Below are 18,791 nucleotides of genomic sequence, written 5' to 3'. Positions count from 1 at the left end.
GAATTTAGTGTGAAATCTATCTTGATATAACTAAAATCCTCAGAAATTTAGTGAAATTTCTGAGGATTTTTTTGTTTCATAGAAGATTAAAAGCGATATGCTTTCTCTTTTTTCCAAACTAAATAATAAGTTACATTTGCAGCTTTATCTGTAACCGGAATAATCTTTCGATTCTCAAGGAATCCATCTGGATAGGTTCCGAAATTTGTAGTAAAACAAAAAAGAGTCGAAGAACGTACTAACTCTAAAAATTCAGATTCATCTGTCTGAATAAGAAATTTGGATGCCGGCATTTTTCTTTTACAAAGATTTGTCCAGAATCCAAGTTGATCACGAAGCAGACAGTTATATCCATTTAGCTCATCAAAAGTCAAAGTATCTTTTTTATACAATTCATGTTCATAAGGAATACAGACGGACAGATGCTCTGTAAAAAAAGGTGTAACATAAAAAGAATCATCGATATATTTATAAGGCAGGATTCCAACATCGATCACATCTGATTTAACATCGGAAATAACTTTATCTGTATCACAGATGGAAGAAGAAATCGTATAATCAGGATAAGCCGTGGAAAGTTTTGGAGACAAAAGCCATAAAGGAGCGGGCGCACACGATGAAATCGTGATAGAATGCAATTTACGGTCAAATTCCTGTACCATCAAAATTGCATTTTTTTCATCTTTTAAAAGCTGCTTGGCGTATTCCACAGCCTTTATCCCAGTCTCATTTAAAGACAATTTATTTTTACGGCGTGCAAACAAAGATACCCCAAAGGAATCCTCCACATGCTTCATATTTCGGGTAAGGGTCGGTTGGGAAATATTCATAAGTTTTGAAACTTTTGATAAAGTTCCGTATTTAGAAAAAGCAACAAATTGTTCCAGTTCAATTAAATTTAACATAAAATTCCTCACTATTCATATTATGAAAACTGTATTTCTTTATTTCTATTGTACAATGATGAAAAAACGTTGTAAACTTAAAAATATAGATAAGATAATTATTCAATTTTATAAAAGTAATAAAGGAGGAAACATCCATGGAATATGTAACATTAAATAACGGAGTAAAAATGCCTCAATTAGGATATGGAGTTTATCAGACACCACCAGAAGATACAGAAAAATGTGTTTTAACAGCGATTCAAAATGGATATCGAAGCATTGACACAGCTCAGGCATATGGAAATGAAGAAGGCGTTGGAGAGGCTATCTCAAAATGTGGTGTGCCAAGAGAAGAACTATTTATTACAACAAAGATTTGGATCACAAATGCAGGATATGAAAAAGCAAAAGCATCCATCGAAGAATCTCTAAAAAAATTAAAAACAGATTACATCGATCTTTTATTGATTCATCAGCCATTTGGTGACTATTATGGAAGTTACCGTGCAATGGAAGAAGCATATGAAGAAGGAAAAGTCCGTGCGATCGGTGTATCAAACTTCTATCCTGATCGATTCATTGATATTGCACATTTTGCAAAAATTAAACCAGCGGTTAATCAGGTAGAAACACATGTATTCCAGCAGCAGAAAGAAGCTAAGAAATATCTGGAAAAGAATCATACACAGATCATGTCCTGGGGACCATTTGCAGAAGGCAGAAATGACTATTTCAACAATCCGGTATTAAAAGAAATTGGTGAAAAACATGAAAAGAGTGTTGCACAGGTAGCTCTGAGATTTTTATTGCAATCTAATGTGGTTGTTATTCCAAAATCGGTTCATGAGAATCGAATGAAGGAAAACTTTGATGTTTATGATTTTGAATTAACAAAAGATGAGATGAAAAAGATTGAAGAATTAGATACAGGAAAGAGTTTATTTTTCTCTCACTATGATCCAGAAACGGTAGAATGGTTTATGTCTATTTTATAGAGAAAAAGCATATAGTTATAATTATTTAATATAAAAACATATTAAAAAGATCGGATTGTTTTATGATAAGGCCGATCTTTTTTACTTCATAAAAAATTTTAATCAAATGGACTATAAAATGTAAGGTAGGATTCTTTCTTGTTAGAAGGAAAGTTATGGTATAATAAAATTAACAGATAACAGCAACAAGAAACATTCAGGAGGTTAGATATGAACAATTTTACGTATTCAATTCCGACAAAAATTCATTTTGGAAAAGGACAAATTTCACACCTTGATGAATTGGTAGAGAGTGGAAAGAAGGTATTGCTTGTTTATGGGGGAGGAAGTATTAAACGTGCCGGAATTTATGACACAGCAATGAGCATTTTAAAAGAAACAGGACTCCAGGTTTTTGAACTTTCTGGTGTGGAACCAAATCCAAAGATTGAATCTGTGCGAAAGGGTGTAGATATTTGCAAAAAGGAAGACATTGACATGGTACTTGCCATTGGTGGCGGAAGTGTTATTGATTGTGCAAAAGTTGTGGCGGCTGGTGCTTGTTATGATAAAGATCCATGGGATCTTGTAATTGCCCCATACCGCATCAAAAAAGCGTTGCCAATTTATAGTGTTTTGACGCTTGCGGCAACGGGCTCTGAAATGGATAAATTTGCGGTGATTTCGGATATGTCAAAGAATGAAAAATGGGGAACAGCAAGTGAATATTTAAAACCTAAAATGTCAATTTTGGATCCGGAATATACATTTTCAGTATCAAAGAAACAGACTGCAGCTGGAACTGCAGATATGATTAGTCATACGTTTGAAAACTACTTTACGAATGTAGAGCATGCGGATGTACAGGCTAGATTTGCAGAAGGATTATTAAAAACATTTTTCCATTATGGTCCGATTGCCTTAGAACATCCAGACAATTATGATGCAAGAGCGAATCTGATGTGGGCAGCTAGTATGGCAATCAATGGACTGATTGAAAATGGCGCTGAAGTTGCATGGTGTGTCCATCCGATGGAACATGAATTAAGTGCTTTTTATGATATTACGCATGGAGAGGGACTTGCAATTTTAACTCCTCATTGGATGGATTTTGCATTAAATGAAAAGACGGCAAAGAAATTTGCAGAATATGGAAGAAATGTCTGGGGAATTCTCATTGATAATGATATGGAAGCCGCAAAAAGTGCAATTGCAGCCACCAGAAATTTCTTTCAGAAGATGGGATTGCCACAAACATTAACAGAAGTTGGAATTGATAGAAAATATTTTGATATTATGGCAGAGAAAGCAGCAAATGGATGCAAAGGATCCTTTGTACCACTTAGCAAAGAAGATATTATCAGCATTTTTGAAGCAGCTTTATAATTTTCATGATGAAAAGTTGAAAAAGATCTGATTGTTTCATGATAAGACCAATCTTTTTTATTTCATAGGGAAATTCGATGAAATCCCCTATGAAATAAAAAGCTCTTCGGGCAGGATCACACTGTAGCGGAGGGGAAAGTTGTCGCTGAAGCGACATGCAGCAAGTGGAGAATCCTGTTTTACAGGATTCTTTCTTTTATATATGATAGAAATAGGAAATAGAGTAAGAATCGAGGTGATAGAAAAAATGGCAGCTGGTATTTTGGGTGCGATTGTAATGGCTTTGGGAGGTGGAGTTTTTGCAATCCTTTTGATTGTCATCGGTATTGCAGGAATTGTTTTAAAAAAAGGCAGGATTTTTAAAGGAGTGCTTGCTGCAGGAATTTTATGTTGTATTCTTCCTGCAGGGATTGGCGCAATGATGGTTTCTTCGGTAACACATTCTTATATAGAAGAAGTTCGTTATCATAAAGAGTATCCAATCCATGCAATCTTTGATGATGATTTGGATAGCAAACGTCAAAAAGAGATTGGTGAATGGATTCAGAAGTATAAGGATAAGATTAATCAGAAAGATGAAGGTGGTTATACAGTTCTTGATAACTACATGTGCTCGGAATGCGTGCAAGCCAAGTATTTGAAAATGCTTTTGGAAGCTGGAGCAAAGCGATCGGAAAGATCCTTTCAGGAGGATGGGAGTTCTTTTTTTATCATAGCTGGAGCTACAAGAATAGATCAAGAGACAGAGAAAGGTTTTGAAAAAAATCAAATCGAGTGTGCCAAACTTCTTTTAAAATATGGAGAGGATATTAATCATAAAGAACCATCCCATCAAAATGCGACACCATTGATGGCAGCGAGTGGTTTTTTTGAAAAAGAAGAGGAAAAAGATATCCGACAGATGCAGAAAGATCCGGAAGTCAGAGAAAATGTGTCAGAAAAAATGATTCAGTGGATGAAAGAACATGGAGCAGATCCAAAATTAAAAGATGATACAGGAAAAACAGCAAAAGATTATTATAAAATAATGATTTCTAAATAAAAATAGTGATAAAATAGAGGTAAGATTTTCTAAAATGATGGTTTTTAAAAAAAGTTCTTTTCTATTGTCTGTAAAAAGGTTATAATGAACATAAAATGTTTATGACCTTGTAGAAGGCAGGGTGATCAACAAAAGATTCAGAAAGAGGTGTAAATGGTGTATAAAATCATGAAAAAGACCAGACTGAACAGCCTGGTTGAATTAATGGAGATTCATGCTCCTTATGTTGCAAGAAAATGCGAACCTGGACAGTTTATCATCATTCGTGTAGATGAAGATGGAGAAAGAGTTCCTCTAACAATTGCAGACTTTGATCGTGAGAAAGAGACTGTAACAATTATTTATCAGATTGTTGGTTATACAACAGAATTATTAAGTAAGAAGGAAGAAGGGGACTATGTACAGGATTTCGTAGGACCTCTTGGACAGCCTTCTCCTCTTCATAAATGTGATCGTGTGATTGGTGTTGCCGGTGGTGTTGGTGCAGCTCCTTTATATCCACAGCTTCGTAAATTAGCAAAAATGGGTGTTCCTGTTGATGTCATCATCGGAGGAAAGAGTGCTGAATTCGTTATCTTAAAAGAATTATTTGAAGAGTTTTGTGATAACGTTTATATTGCAACAGATGATGGAAGTCTTGGAACCAAAGGTTTTGTTACAACGGTATTAGAAGATCAGATCAAAGCTGGTGTGAAATACGATGAAGTTATCGCAATCGGACCATTGATTATGATGAAGAACGTTGTAAAGATTACAAAACAGTATGATATCCCAACAACAGTATCTTTAAATCCAATTATGATTGATGGAACTGGTATGTGCGGTGGATGCCGTGTAACTGTTGGCGGAGAAACAAAATTCGCATGTGTAGATGGACCAGATTTTGATGGATTTAAAGTAGACTTTGATGAATGTATGCAGCGTCAGGGAATGTTCAAAGAAGAAGAACATCAGTGTAAAATTGGAAGGGGGATGTAATCATGCCGAATATGAGTCTTACAAAAGTGCCAATGCCTGAGCAGGATCCAAATGTACGTAATAAGAACTTTGAAGAAGTTGCTCTTGGATATACAAAAGAAATGGCAATGGAAGAAGCTACCCGTTGCTTAAATTGTAAAAATAAACCTTGTGTGAATGGATGCCCTGTTAATGTGCCAATCCCTGCTTTTATCGAAAAAGTTGCAGCTGGTGATTTTGAAGGTGCTTATGAAGTAATCACAAGTGAAAATGCATTGCCAGCGATCTGCGGACGTGTCTGTCCTCAGGAAAATCAGTGCGAAGGTAAATGTGTCCGTGGTATTAAGGGAGAACCTGTTGGTATCGGACGTATGGAACGTTTCGTTGCTGATTGGCATATGGCCAATGCAAAACCAGTAGAAAATAACGTAGAAAAGAATGGAATGAAAGTTGCAGTGGTAGGATGCGGACCTGCAGGTATCACATGCGCTGGTGAACTGATTAAAAAAGGTTATGATGTAACGGTTTTTGAAGCATTACATAAACCGGGTGGAGTATTAAGCTATGGTATTCCTGAATTCCGTCTGCCAAAAGATCTGGTTGCAAAAGAAATTGAATCTGTTCAGAAACTGGGCGTTGATATTGAGACAAACGTTATTGTTGGACGTTCCATTACTATTGATGAATTAATGGAAGATGGATATAAGGCAGTCTTTGTAGGAAGCGGTGCCGGTCTTCCAAGATTTTTAAATATTCCTGGGGAAAATCACCTTGGAGTTTATTCTGCAAATGAATTTTTAACTCGTGTCAATCTGATGAAAGGTTACAAATTCCCAGAATGCCCTACACCAGTCAAAGTTGGTAAAAAAGTAGCCGTCGTAGGTGCAGGTAACGTGGCAATGGATGCTGCAAGAACTGCAAAGAGACTTGGAGCAGAAGAAGTTTATATTGTATATCGTCGTAGTGAAGAAGAAGCTCCAGCACGTCTGGAAGAACTTCATCATGCAAAAGAAGAAGGAATTATTTTTAAATTCTTAAATAATCCGGCTGCAATTAAGGCAGATGAAAATGGATGGGTAAATAAGATGGAAATTATCAAACAGGAACTGGGAGAACCAGATGCATCTGGAAGACGTTCTCCAAAACCGATTGAAGGTTCTAACTATGATCTGGATGTCGATACTGTAATCATTGCCATCGGACAGAGCCCGAACCCACTGATCCGTCATACAACACCAGGACTGGATACTCAGAAATGGGGCGGAATCATTGTAAATGAAGAAACTATGGAAACTTCCAAAGAAGGTGTATATGCCGGAGGAGATACTGTAACTGGAGCGGCTACAGTTATCCTTGCCATGGGTGCAGGAAAGAAAGCTGCAGCGGCAATTGATAAAAAATTAAAAGGTGAATAAAAATAAGAAAAGAGGAGGGTTTTGCTATGAGCAGAGTTATATTTCATACGGAGGTCATTGAACTCGGTGAGCAGGTAGAAGCATTTTTTGAAGAAGGAATGTTTGTGCTGTTCGGGGAAAATGTGCCGGATACTTTAAAAGATTTTTGTTATTTTATTGATTCAAAAGATGTTGACGGGACAATGAAAGCAGGAGACCGTCTGATCATTGATGGAAACTCTTATGAGATTACATCCGTTGGAGAAATTGCGCAGAAGAATCTTGAAAATCTCGGACATTTAACGGTTGTATTCAATGGTGCAAAAGAAGCAGGTCTTCCGGGAAGTATCTGTGTGGAAGCAAAACCGATGCCAAAACTTATTATGGGAAGTAAGATTTCCATAGAGGAAGAATAAGAGATACCGCGTGTATCGTAATCATAAAAAGGAGTTGCCCTTTTGCGGCGATTCCTTTTTTTGAAACATAGCCAATAATGTATTGACAGAGGCAGAAAAACTTGTTAGGATATTAAATTATATTATACAGGAAAAAACTTCCGCTTTGATCCGAAGCGGACAACAACAAATCACTAAGAAAGCGAGGAAAAAAATGGGTAAGTTAATTGGTGAAGGAATTACATTTGATGATGTGTTATTAGTTCCAGCATATTCAGAGGTTATTGCAAATGATGTGGATACAACCACTCGTTTGACAAACAAGATTAAATTAAATATTCCTTTGATGAGTGCAAGTATGGATACTGTAACAGAACATCGAATGGCAATTGCTATGGCAAGACAAGGTGGAATCGGAATTATTCATAAGAATATGACCATCGAAGAACAGGCAGAGGAAGTGGATAAAGTAAAACGTTCAGAAAACGGTGTTATTACAGATCCATTTTCACTATCACCAGAACATACCATTCAGGATGCAGATGATCTGATGGCAAAATATCGTATTTCCGGTGTGCCAATCACAGAAGGTACGAAATTAGTGGGAATCATTACAAACCGTGATCTGAAATTTGAAACAGATTTTTCAAAGAAGATCAAGGAATCTATGACTTCTGAAGGACTGGTTACAGCAAAAGAAGGAATCACACTGGAAGAGGCAAAGCAGATTCTTGGAAAAGCTAGAAAAGAAAAACTGCCGATTGTTGATGATGATTTTAATTTAAAAGGATTAATCACAATCAAAGATATTGAAAAACAGATCAAATATCCAAATGCTGCAAAAGATGATCAGGGAAGACTTCTTTGTGGAGCTGGTGTTGGTATCACAGCAGATGTTCTTGATCGTGTAAAAGCTTTAGTAGATGTTCATGTAGACGTTGTTGTTGTTGACTCTGCACATGGGCATTCTGCAAACGTTTTAAGAGTTGTAAGAATGATCAAAGAAAAATATCCAGATCTTCAGATCATTGCAGGAAACGTTGCAACAGGAAAAGGCGCTAAGGCACTGATCGAAGCTGGTGCTGACTGTGTTAAGATTGGTATTGGACCAGGATCTATTTGTACAACACGTGTCGTAGCTGGTATTGGTGTACCTCAGATTACAGCAATCATGAGTGCTTATGAAGAAGCAAAGAAAGCCGGAATTCCAATTATCGCAGATGGTGGTATTAAATATTCCGGAGAAATTACAAAAGCAATTGCAGCTGGAGCGGATGTTTGTATGTTAGGAAGCATGCTTGCAGGATGTGATGAAAGCCCTGGAGATTATGAATTATATCAGGGAAGAAAATATAAAGTATATCGTGGAATGGGATCTCTTGCAGCGATGGAAAATGGAAGCAAGGATCGTTACTTCCAGACAAACGCAAAGAAACTGGTTCCAGAAGGTGTTGAAGGACGTGTTGCTTACAAAGGAACCGTTGAAGATACAATCTTCCAGATGATGGGTGGTCTTCGCTCTGGTATGGGATATTGTGGAGCAAAAGATATTAAAACATTACAGGAAACAGGTGAATTCGTGAAGATTACAGCTGCATCCTTAAAAGAAAGTCATCCACATGACATTCATATTACAAAAGAAGCACCAAACTACAGTGTAGAATAAGGTTTTTTGCGGATAAGAAGACGAAAATGAGGAAAAGACCTGAGTCAGTCTTAAATAACTGGCCTGGGTCTTTTTTCTTGATATGAGTATGAAAGGGTAAGAGTATGATTTCAAAATTTAGCGTTCGGAAGCCCTATACAATCATTGTTGGGGTGGTTTTGATTCTAATTCTAGGAATTGTATCATTTTCTAAAATGAGTACAGATCTTTTACCAGATATGGAGCTTCCTTATGCGATCGTTATGACGACTTATGAAGGAGCATCGCCGGAGGAAGTAGAGACGACGGTAACTAAGCCAGTCGAGCAGTCAATGGCAACGATCAATAATATTAAAGAGGTAAATTCGGTTTCCAGTGAAAATATGTCTTTAGTTATTCTCGAATTTGAAGGAGATACAGATATGAATGCGGTGTCTTTGGATATGCGAGAGAAATTGGATATGATCAAAGGCTACTGGCCAGATAAAGTTGGAAATCCTTCTATTATGAAATTAAATCCGGATATGATGCCGGTTATGGTAACAGCAATTGATTCTAAGAATATGGATACAGCGCAGATGTCTGATCTTGCACAAAAGAAAATTGAACCGTCCATTGAGGCAGTCGAGGGAGTTGCATCTGTTAGCACCAATGGCTTAGTGGAAGAAAATATCAATGTTCTGGTAAGTGAAAAGAAGATTAATAAGCTGAATAAAAAAATCCAAAAAGCATTAAATGGACAATTTAATGAGGCTCAAAATAAGTTAGATCAGGCAAAAGCAAAGCTTGAATCCGGGAAAAATACCTTAAATATAAAGAAAGAAAAGGCAAATAAGGAACTTGCGAAAGCACAGGCTGCTTTGACGAACAATCAGATGTCTCTAGCTCAGAAGGAAGTGCAGGTCACTGGTACCTTGACAAATCTTCAGACACAGAAGAAGACGGTAGAAGCTTCCAGAAGAACATTAGATAAACAAATTGATCAGTTAGAAGCAAAGATGAAACAAGTTCCAGATGGAGCAATGAAACTGCAGCTTGCAACACAGGTTAATGAATTAAAAAAGCAGAAAAAAACAACCGATCAGACAGTTGCAACGCTTAATAAAAATATTGCTTCTTTACAGAAAGCATTAAAACAGATTCAGGCTGGGAAAAAGAAAGTAGAGGCAGGATTGACGCAATTCCAGGTAAAATCTTCGCAGGCAAATGCGCAGATGTTATCTGCAGAGTTAAACATTGCACAGGGAGAAAGTCAGATAAAATCAAGCCAGAAAGAATTAGATTCAAGCAAATCTCAGGCGAAATCAGCAGCTGATATTAAAAATAAGCTGACAGTTGAAAATGTGAAATCAATGCTGACAGCACAGAATTTTGAAATGCCGGCAGGTTATATTACAGAAAAAAATGTGCAATATCTTGTGCGTGTTGGAGATAAGGCAGAGAGTGAGAAAGATCTTCAGGATATGGAACTGATGGATCTTGGAATTAAGGGAATTCCTCCAATTACTTTAAGCGATGTCGCAGATGTTGCGGTAGTCAATAATCAGGATGATGTTTATTGCCGTGTCAATGGAAACAGCGGTGTGATTATGACAATCCAGAAACAAAATAATTACTCAACAGCGGATGTGGCAAATCGTGTAGCGAAGAAATTAAAACAGTTAAAAAAGGACAATGCAGGATTCCACTATATTAATATTATGGATCAGGGCGTGTATATCAATATGGTAACAGGTTCTGTTATTCAAAACCTTGTCATGGGAGCTGTTCTAGCGGTACTGATTTTATTATTATTTTTAAAAGATGTACGTCCAACGTTGGTGATTGCATGTTCAATTCCATTGAGTGTTATTTTTGCTATTGTACTGATGTATTTTACAGGAATTAGCTTAAATGTCATTTCGTTATCAGGACTTGCACTAGGGGTTGGTATGCTTGTAGATAACTCGATCGTTGTTATTGAAAATATTTACAGGTTGAGGAAAGAAAGAGTTCCGGTGAAAGAAGCAGCAATTACCGGAGCCAGAGGTGTTGCAGGAGCCATTACGTCCTCAACATTAACAACAGTCATTGTATTTTTACCGATTGTATTTACAACAGGAATAACAAAACAGCTGTTTGCAGACATGGGATTGACGATTGGATATTCTCTTTTGGCCAGTCTGATTGTTGCAGTCACTTTTGTTCCAATGATGTCTTCTGGCGTTTTGCACAAAGTACAGGAAAAAGACGTAAAATTTGTTGACAAGATGCAGGCGTTTTATCAAAAAGTTATGGGAAAACTTCTTCCAAAGAAACTTCTTGTTGTTGGTGTGACAATTGCCTTGTTTGCAGTTAGTGTTTTTGGAGCGACAAAAATCGGAACATCCTTAATGCCTGATATGGACAGTACACAGATGACGATGACAATTAAAATGCCAAAAGGCTCTTCTATGTCAGACACTGCGGCGATGACGGACACGGTAATGTCAAAAGTAAGAGGCATTTCTGATGTAGATAGTGTAGCGGCAATGATTTCGTCTTCAGATTCTACAGGACTTTCTTCTATTTCTTCGTCAGGGAAGAAAACAACGGATCAGTCTAGTATGTATATCCTTTTAAAGGATAAGAAAAAACATACAAATAAACAGATTAAAAATGAAATTTTAAAAAAGACAAAGCCATTTGATTGTGAGGTTGATGTACAAGAGTCTAGTATGGATATGAGTGCACTTGGCGGCAGTGGTATTTCGATTGAGGTCAAAGGAAATGATCTTGAGAAACTTCGAGAAGTGTCGGGACAGATTGCTAATATCGTAAAAGGCGTGGATGGAACGACCAATGTCTCTGATGGTGTGGATGAAACAACACCGGATATTCATGTTACAGTGAATAAGAAAAAGGCAGCAAAATACGGACTTACGGTAGCGGGAGTTTACCAGCAATTAAATCAAAAGCTTCAAGATGCGTCTCAGGCAACAACGATTTCCATTGATGATAAAGAAATGGATGTAAAAGTTGGAAATCAGAAAAATACGTTGACGAAAGCCGGATTAAGAAAAATAAAATTAAGTGGAACTTCAACCTCTGGACAAAAAACAAAAAGTGTTGCTTTAGAAGATATTGCATCCTTTAGAAATAGTGACAGTCTTTCTTCTATTAATAGGAATCAGCAGGAACGTACTTTGACGGTTAGTGCTGAATTAAAAGATGGCTATAATATTGGAAAAGTGAGTCAGAAGGTAGAAAAGAAGCTGAAAATGTATGAGGCTCCAAAAGGATATACTTATACAATCAAAGGAGAAATGGATTCAATTAATGAAACTGCAGGACAGGTAGGATTGATGCTTTTGCTTGCCGTTGCCTTTATGTATTTAATTATGGTGGCTCAGTTCCAGTCTTTAAAATCACCATTTATCATTTTATTTACGATTCCAATGGCATTTACCGGAGGATTTTTAGGCCTTCTTTTTGGAGGAAAAGATTTAAGTGTTATTGCTATGATCGGATTTGTCATGTTATCTGGTATTATTGTAAACAATGGAATTGTGCTTGTAGATACAATTAATCAGTTAAAAGAACAAGGATATGAACAAGACAGAGCAATTATTACGGCAGGAACCTTAAGAATACGGCCAATCCTTATGACGGCTTTGACAACGATTTTGGGACTTTCAACAATGGCAGCAGGATTTGGACAAGGAGCAGAAATGATGCAGCCAATGGCAATTGTCGTGATCGGCGGACTGATTTATGGAACGCTTCTTACGCTGCTTGTTGTTCCTTGTGTTTACGCACTTTTCCACCGCAAAAAGGAAAAGGAAATCTTACAAAAGTATTAAAAATATGGCTCTTTCCTTTACATTTTTCATAGGGAAAGATATAATGTACAAGAATCATGTCATAATCTGGCATGATTTTTATACATAAAAGGAAATATTGCTTAAGAAAAAAAGAGGCAGATTTATGAAGAAAAAAAAGGGTTATATTTTTGGAATTGTACCATTATATGCAGTCATTCCGTTGATTTCTTCCTTTGTATTTAATACGGTAATTTATTCAGGTACTATGATTTTAAGACAGGGAGCATATCATCATAATTTTACAACTGCTTTTGATCGGATGGTTCCGGTAATTCCGGCATTTACCAGTATTTATTTGATCTGTTATCTTTTCTGGGCAGCTAATTATATTATGATTGGTTGGATTGGAAGAGAACATATGTATCGATTTTTGGTAGGAGATTTTATTTCAAGAATTATTTGTGGAATCTTTTTTATCTTTTTACCAACAACTTTGATTAGACCAGAAATTACGGGAAATGGATTGTGGGAGCATTTGCTTCGATTTGTTTACTCTGTGGATCAGTCTGCGAATTTATTTCCATCGATTCACTGTCTGGTTAGTTGGTTTTGTTATGTAGGAATCCGTGGGCAAAAACAGATTCCAAAATGGTATCAGAGATTTTCCATGATTTTTGCAATTCTTGTTTGTATTTCTACACAAGTGACCAAACAGCATTATATTGTAGATCTCATAGCAGGAATCTTGCTGGCAGAAGGATGTTATCAGATTGGACAGAGAACAAACTGGTATCAGAAACTTTGGAGCTTTTTTGGCAGGATCAATGGTCTGTTAGGTCTTGAAGATCGAGGAAAAAAACAGAAAGGAAAATTATCTGAGATCAAGGGGTAGGAAATTATGAAAAATAAGAAAAAAGTCATAGGCAACGCTGTATTTTTCATTGCTCTTTTCGGACTGACAGCTTATGCGGTTCTCAAAGGAAAAGAAGTATCTGAAATATTGACGGTTATGAAATCTGTAAATCCTCTCTATTATATTGCAGGTTTTATCTTTATCAATGTTTTTGTTTGCAGTGAGTCTTATATCATCTACCGTTTTTTACGAGTACTACATTATGATCATGTACCAAAGAAGAATTGTGTAAAATATTCGTTTGTTGGATTCTTTTTCAGCTGTATTACACCTTCTGCAAGTGGAGGTCAGCCAATGCAGCTGTATTATATGAATCGTGACAAAGTCGATGTTTCGGTAGGAACCGTCATTTTGATGATTGTAACGATTTTGTATAAATTTGTTCTTGTTTTTTTAGGGGCATTGATTTTTATTTTTCGGCATTTTCTAATTACGGATTACATTCGAAACGTATCATTCTTTTTTTATCTTGGAATGGTATTGAATATTGCATGTGTGACGATTATGCTCGTTCTGGTTTTTGAACCAACACTTGCATCGAAAATAGTGATAGCGTTAATGCGAGGACTTGAAAAAATCCATGCTGTAAAGAAAAAAGAAGAACGAATGAAAAAAATTGAAGAGTCTATGGTGAAATATCATCAAGCGGCATCAGTCATTCAGGTGCATAAAATGATGGTATTTCGAATGTTTCTTGTAACATTGTTTCAGAGAATCGTTCATTTCTCGATTACATATCTTGTATATCGGGCACTTGGACTTCATGCGCTTGGCTTCGTTGATGTAGTAGCACTTCAGTGTGTAATATCAATCGCTGTTGATATGCTTCCGCTGCCAGGAGGAATGGGAATCAGCGAAGGCCTGTTTTTAAATATTTTCCGTAAGATTTTTACGGGAGGGCTTTTATATCCGGCAATGTTATTAAGCCGTGGAATCAGTTACTATGCACTAGTTTTGATTAGCGCAGTTATGACTTGTGTAGCACATATTACGATTAAACGTAAGGAATAGAGGGTGGATATGATAGGATTTTATAATGTTTCAGTAATTTTGACATACTTGGGAGTTGTCAGTGCAGTTTTTGGTATGTCACAGGCATTTCAGGGGAATTTTAAGATAGCAATTCTCTGTTTGATGATTTCAGGATTTACTGATATGTATGACGGTACAATCGCGAAAAAGATTAAACGAAGTGAAGATGCAAAGAAATTTGGAATTGAAATTGATTCTCTTTGTGATCTTGTATGTTTTGGAGTGTATCCTGTTGTCATCGGATACTGCCTTGGAATGGATACATGGTATGCCAAGATTATTTATATGATATATATTCTTGGGGCTGTCATCCGTCTTGCATATTTTAATGTAACAGAAGAACAACGTCAGGCCCACAGCAATTCTAGAAGAAAACACTATCAGGGCTTGCCAGTGACATCGGTTGCTTTGATTATTCCAATTGTTTATCAGCTGCGAAGATTTTTTACACAGCAGTTCCCATACATTTATATTGCAATGATTCTAGTCATTGGACTGTTATTTGTCATTGATTTTAAAGTGTTTAAGCCAGGAAAGAAATGTATGCTTGGATTTGTTGTAATCGGAGCGTTGGTGGCAATCAAAATGTTTTGTTTTAAATAGAGGAGAAAATGGATGAAATACGCAGATCGAAATGGAAACATTTATGAGGAAGATAATTCTCAAGATCGTTTTTTAAGGCTGCTGTATTCTACATTTGCCGGGCAGGCAGGACTTAAGGTATTGACCATGCCATGGGTATCGAAAGTAGGGGGAGCTTTTTTAAGTTCTCCTTTTTCTAAATGTATGATCAGTGGTTTTATCAAAAGAAATAAGATTGATATGAAACAATATGAGCCAGCTTTTTATAAAAGTTATAATGATTTTTTTACAAGAAAGATTCGTCCAGGAAAACGTCCGCTGCCAAAGGATCCGAAGGTCCTTTTTAGTCCTTGTGACAGTAAAGTAAGTGTATACTCGATTGGAGAAAATACTTCTTTTGTTGTAAAAGATACGAGATACACGGTGGCATCTATTTTAAAGAATAGAAAACTTGCACAACGCTTTCAGGGAGGGTATGCGATTATTTTAAGACTTACGGTGGATGATTATCACAGATACTGTTATATAGATGATGGAGAAAAAAGTGAAAACTATTTTATTCCAGGAGTTTATCATACCGTAAATCCGGTAGCAAATGATCATGTGAAAATTTATAAAGAAAATGCAAGAGAATTTACAATGATCAAGACCAATCATTTTGGGAATGTGATTCAAATGGAAGTTGGAGCTTTGATGGTTGGGAAGATTGTCAATCATCACGGAGAAGGTCCGGTAAAACGTGGAATGGAAAAAGGATATTTTGAATTCGGTGGTTCTACCATTGTGTTATTTGTTGAAAAAAATCGTGTGGAAATAAGAAAAGAATTATTGGAGCGTACAAAAAAATTATGTGAAACAAAAGTACGTCAGGGTGATCCGCTGGGACGAGCAATATAAGAAAAAATAAGGAAACCTTTGTGAGCAGAAAGGTTTCCTTATTTTTTTGTTTCTTAGAAGTTTTTTGAAAAATTAAGAAAATATTAAAAGTGAAAAAATGACTTAATAAAAAATTAACAATTGAAATACTTGATTAACAAACTAAAGAATGTTATACTAAAACTGTTGGAAAAGTGGAGGAGATTTTAGATGATTGCATTTTTACCGGAGGTTTTTTATGGGAATCAGTAAAAAAGCCGGCACATATATTGCGGCCGCCTGCTTTAGTTTTATGATGGTAGCGCAGCCAGCAGGAGTTATGGCCGCACAAAAGCAACAACAGTCGAAACCATTAAAAGTTGTATATTACAACCAGGCAGATTATCCAGGAAAGAAGATTGGAGGAAGCACCATACAGGCAGCTGGCTGTGGGCCAACAAGTGTGGCAGTGTGTTATAGTTCTTTAACTGGGAAAAAAGCTGATGTCCCGAAGATGTGTAAACAGGCATATGAGCATGGCTGGTATTACACTGGACAGGGATGTACACATAATGTAATTCCAGGGTTATCCAAATTGTACGGGCTAAGTTGTAAGGGACTTGGATACAGTAAAAGTGCCGTGGAAAAAGCATTGAACGCAGGACATCCAGTCGTTGCATTGATGGGACCTGGAGATTTTACAAAACATGGTCATTTTATTGTGCTGACACGTATGATCGGAAAAGATAAAGTAGAGGTAGCGGATGTTGGAAGCCGTGCGAATACAGCAAAGACGTGGTCATTAAGCAAAGTAGTAAGCCAGGGAAAAGAAGGGGCAACTGCAGGAGGACCATTCTGGGAAATCAGTACAAAAGAAGAAACAACAACAAAGCAGACACCAAAAGAAGAAGTGTATAAACAAGAAATTCAGAAATCACATAGCAAAATCAATGCAGTTCAGTCTGCAATCTTAAAATCTATTAATGATTAAAGAAAATTCCCTGAGAAACAAGAAGTTTTCAGGGAATTTTTTGTATAAAATGTAGAATTAAATTTCCATTCTTTTTAATTCAGGAAGTATAGTACAAAGCATAGTAACAAAACATAGTCCCCCGCCGATTACGTTTGACACAGGCTCTGCAAGAAATACACCGGAAGTTCCCATATGTAATGCATACGGCATCAGATAAGTCAGTGGAACAACAATAAATACCTTACGAAGCAGCGAAAAGAAGATCGCATGCTTTTTTTTATTTAAAGATTTAAATACGGTCTGTCCGATATACTGTAGATCCATGAAGATGAAAGCTGCAAAATACTGGTTTAATGCAGGGATCGAATCCCTTATAAGAGCAGTATCAGAGCTGAAAACACGGATCAGTGCACCAGGAGCGAGAATGATGATGCCCCACATAACGGCAGTATAGCATAAAATCATGGATGCCATTACAACCATTGCTTTTTTTACACGGGCAGGACGTCTGGCTCCATAATTATAGCTTAAGATTGGAGATGCTCCTTCGTTCATGGCGTAGATTGGTGTTTCTACCAACTGACGTATGCTGGAAATAATGGTCATAACAGAGATATAAATATCTCCTCCGGTAACGGAAAGTACATTGTTGCAAACGATGCTTACCAAACTGTTTGTCAATTGCATAATAAATCCGGCAGTTCCAAGGCTGATGATATTTTTGGCGTAGGTAAGGCTTTCTGATAATTCATTTTTGTGAAGAAAATGTACTTTTAATTCGGCTTTTCTTGTAAGGAAAAACAGAACAAAAGAAGCAGAAAGACATTGAGAGATTACAGTTGCAATCGCAGCACCGCGTACACCGAATCCTAATACAAAAATAAAGAGTGGATCAAGCACAAGATTTGCAATCGCACCGATCGCAACAGAAAACATTCCGATGGTTGAGTACCCTTGAGCATTGATAAATGGATTCATTCCGATCGCGATCATAGATGGCAGTGTACCAATGAGATAAATCATCATATAAGGAAAGGCATAAATAAGAGCATCTGTGGAAGCTCCGAATAATTTAAGAAGTGGGCGTGCAAATAAAAGTCCGATGAACATTAATAAGACAGCACTGGTACAGACCATGAAAAATGAAGTATTCATGATATGGATAGCCTGTTTATTTTTTTTCTGCCCTCTGCTGATGGAAAACAATGGCGCACCACCGCTTCCAAACAGATTTGCAAATGCGGTGATAATTACAACCAGTGGAAAACAAAGTCCGACAGAACCAAGGGCAGCAGTTCCAACATGTGGGATTCGTGCGATATAAATACGATCGACGACGTTATATAACAAGTTTAATATTTGAGCAACAAGCATAGGAAGAGCGGCTCCAAAAATATTTCCAGTTACGGTTCCATTTTCAAAATCAATTCGTTTCATTTTAAAATCATTCCTTTTCATTCTACTTGATTTTTAGTATAACAACAGTTGTCCTATATGTAAATTATTGATTTTATATCATAATTCAATAAAATTTATGATGAATATGAATTAGATAAAGCGGTAGAAATGATCATGGCAGCAAAGAAACCATTACTTATTTCTGGTGGTGGTGTTCGCTATTCAGAAGCAGGAGAAGCGGTAATGGAATTTTGTAAGGAATTTAATATTCCAGTTTCTCAGACACAGGCAGGACATTCTGCATTGCCAGATTCTTTTGAATTAAGTGTTGGTGGTGTTGGTGTAACAGGTGGTCTTGCGGCAAATCTTCTTGCTAAAGATGCAGATTTAGTGATCGGAATTGGAACAAGATTTAATGATTTTGTAACTGGATCTAAATGGGTATTGTTTAGAAATCCAGATATAAAAGTATTAGCAATCAATACATCGGAATTTCATGCAGAAAAGGTAGATGCAGTTCGTTGTGTCGGAGATGCAAAAGTCACGGTGGAAGAATTAACAAAGCGTTTGAAAGAA

15 protein-coding genes and 1 pseudogene are annotated in these 18,791 nt (G+C 36.7%); 14 read left to right on the top strand and 2 right to left on the bottom strand.

Going from position 1 to position 18,791, the window contains the following annotated elements; translation table 11 throughout:
* Positions 1-86 precede the first annotated feature (86 nt).
* Positions 87-905, bottom strand: coding sequence for a LysR family transcriptional regulator (locus KQI71_RS06550; protein WP_253287971.1), 819 nt, complete (start codon positions 903-905; stop codon positions 87-89).
* A 137-nt stretch (positions 906-1,042) separates the two neighbouring features.
* On the opposite strand from KQI71_RS06550, the gene KQI71_RS06545 reads away from it, so the two are divergent.
* From KQI71_RS06545 to KQI71_RS06485, 13 genes are all read left to right on the top strand, one after another.
* The gene (locus KQI71_RS06545) at positions 1,043-1,882 is read left to right on the top strand and encodes an aldo/keto reductase (RefSeq protein WP_216435116.1); all 840 of its coding nucleotides are present in this window, start codon (positions 1,043-1,045) and stop codon (positions 1,880-1,882) included.
* Positions 1,883-2,092: 210 nt separating this feature from the next.
* Positions 2,093-3,247, top strand: a complete 1,155-nt coding sequence (locus KQI71_RS06540; protein WP_216435115.1) for an iron-containing alcohol dehydrogenase — start codon at positions 2,093-2,095, stop codon at positions 3,245-3,247.
* 139 nt (positions 3,248-3,386) lie between these two features.
* A complete protein-coding gene (locus tag KQI71_RS06535; protein WP_216435114.1) occupies positions 3,387-4,289 on the top strand; it encodes an ankyrin repeat domain-containing protein in 903 nt (300 codons plus the stop codon).
* A 168-nt stretch (positions 4,290-4,457) separates the two neighbouring features.
* Positions 4,458-5,267, top strand: coding sequence for a sulfide/dihydroorotate dehydrogenase-like FAD/NAD-binding protein (locus KQI71_RS06530; protein ID WP_253287970.1), 810 nt, complete (start codon positions 4,458-4,460; stop codon positions 5,265-5,267).
* Positions 5,268-5,269: 2 nt separating this feature from the next.
* Positions 5,270-6,661, top strand: a complete 1,392-nt coding sequence (gene gltA / locus KQI71_RS06525; protein WP_216435113.1) for an NADPH-dependent glutamate synthase — start codon at positions 5,270-5,272, stop codon at positions 6,659-6,661.
* 26 nt (positions 6,662-6,687) lie between these two features.
* Positions 6,688-7,056 (top strand): PTS glucitol/sorbitol transporter subunit IIA, encoded by a 369-nt coding sequence (locus tag KQI71_RS06520; RefSeq protein WP_216435112.1) that lies wholly within the window; start codon positions 6,688-6,690, stop codon positions 7,054-7,056.
* Between the two features lie 193 nt (positions 7,057-7,249).
* Positions 7,250-8,701: an IMP dehydrogenase gene (gene guaB / locus KQI71_RS06515; RefSeq protein ID WP_216435111.1), complete on the top strand. Its 1,452-nt coding sequence runs from the start codon at positions 7,250-7,252 to the stop codon at positions 8,699-8,701.
* Between the two features lie 104 nt (positions 8,702-8,805).
* A complete protein-coding gene (locus KQI71_RS06510; RefSeq protein ID WP_216435110.1) occupies positions 8,806-12,501 on the top strand; it encodes an efflux RND transporter permease subunit in 3,696 nt (1,231 codons plus the stop codon).
* A gap of 124 nt (positions 12,502-12,625) precedes the next feature.
* The gene (locus KQI71_RS06505; RefSeq protein ID WP_216435109.1) at positions 12,626-13,354 is read left to right on the top strand and encodes a phosphatase PAP2 family protein; all 729 of its coding nucleotides are present in this window, start codon (positions 12,626-12,628) and stop codon (positions 13,352-13,354) included.
* A gap of 6 nt (positions 13,355-13,360) precedes the next feature.
* The gene (locus tag KQI71_RS06500) at positions 13,361-14,386 is read left to right on the top strand and encodes a lysylphosphatidylglycerol synthase transmembrane domain-containing protein (RefSeq protein WP_216435108.1); all 1,026 of its coding nucleotides are present in this window, start codon (positions 13,361-13,363) and stop codon (positions 14,384-14,386) included.
* Between the two features lie 9 nt (positions 14,387-14,395).
* On the top strand, positions 14,396-15,010 hold the full coding sequence (locus tag KQI71_RS06495; protein WP_216435107.1) for a CDP-alcohol phosphatidyltransferase family protein: 615 nt from the start codon (positions 14,396-14,398) through the stop codon (positions 15,008-15,010).
* Positions 15,011-15,022: 12 nt separating this feature from the next.
* Positions 15,023-15,886, top strand: a complete 864-nt coding sequence (locus KQI71_RS06490) for a phosphatidylserine decarboxylase (RefSeq protein WP_216435106.1) — start codon at positions 15,023-15,025, stop codon at positions 15,884-15,886.
* A 217-nt stretch (positions 15,887-16,103) separates the two neighbouring features.
* Complete coding sequence (locus tag KQI71_RS06485) at positions 16,104-16,835, top strand: C39 family peptidase (protein ID WP_216435105.1); 732 nt, start codon at positions 16,104-16,106, stop codon at positions 16,833-16,835.
* A gap of 57 nt (positions 16,836-16,892) precedes the next feature.
* On the opposite strand, the gene KQI71_RS06480 is transcribed toward KQI71_RS06485, so the two are convergent.
* Positions 16,893-18,254 (bottom strand): MATE family efflux transporter, encoded by a 1,362-nt coding sequence (locus KQI71_RS06480; RefSeq protein ID WP_216435104.1) that lies wholly within the window; start codon positions 18,252-18,254, stop codon positions 16,893-16,895.
* Between the two features lie 93 nt (positions 18,255-18,347).
* Between KQI71_RS06480 and KQI71_RS12975 the strand changes: the two are divergent.
* Positions 18,348-18,713 (top strand): annotated as a pseudogene (locus KQI71_RS12975) (carbon monoxide dehydrogenase beta subunit family protein); the annotation flags it as partial.
* Between the last annotated feature and the right edge of the window lie 78 nt (positions 18,714-18,791).

This window comes from Anaerostipes sp. MSJ-23 (genome assembly GCF_018918155.1).
Taxonomy (GTDB): domain Bacteria; phylum Bacillota; class Clostridia; order Lachnospirales; family Lachnospiraceae; genus Anaerostipes.
The sequence above is the reverse complement of the archived record's forward strand: the minus strand, read 5'-3'. Positions and strand labels throughout refer to the sequence as shown.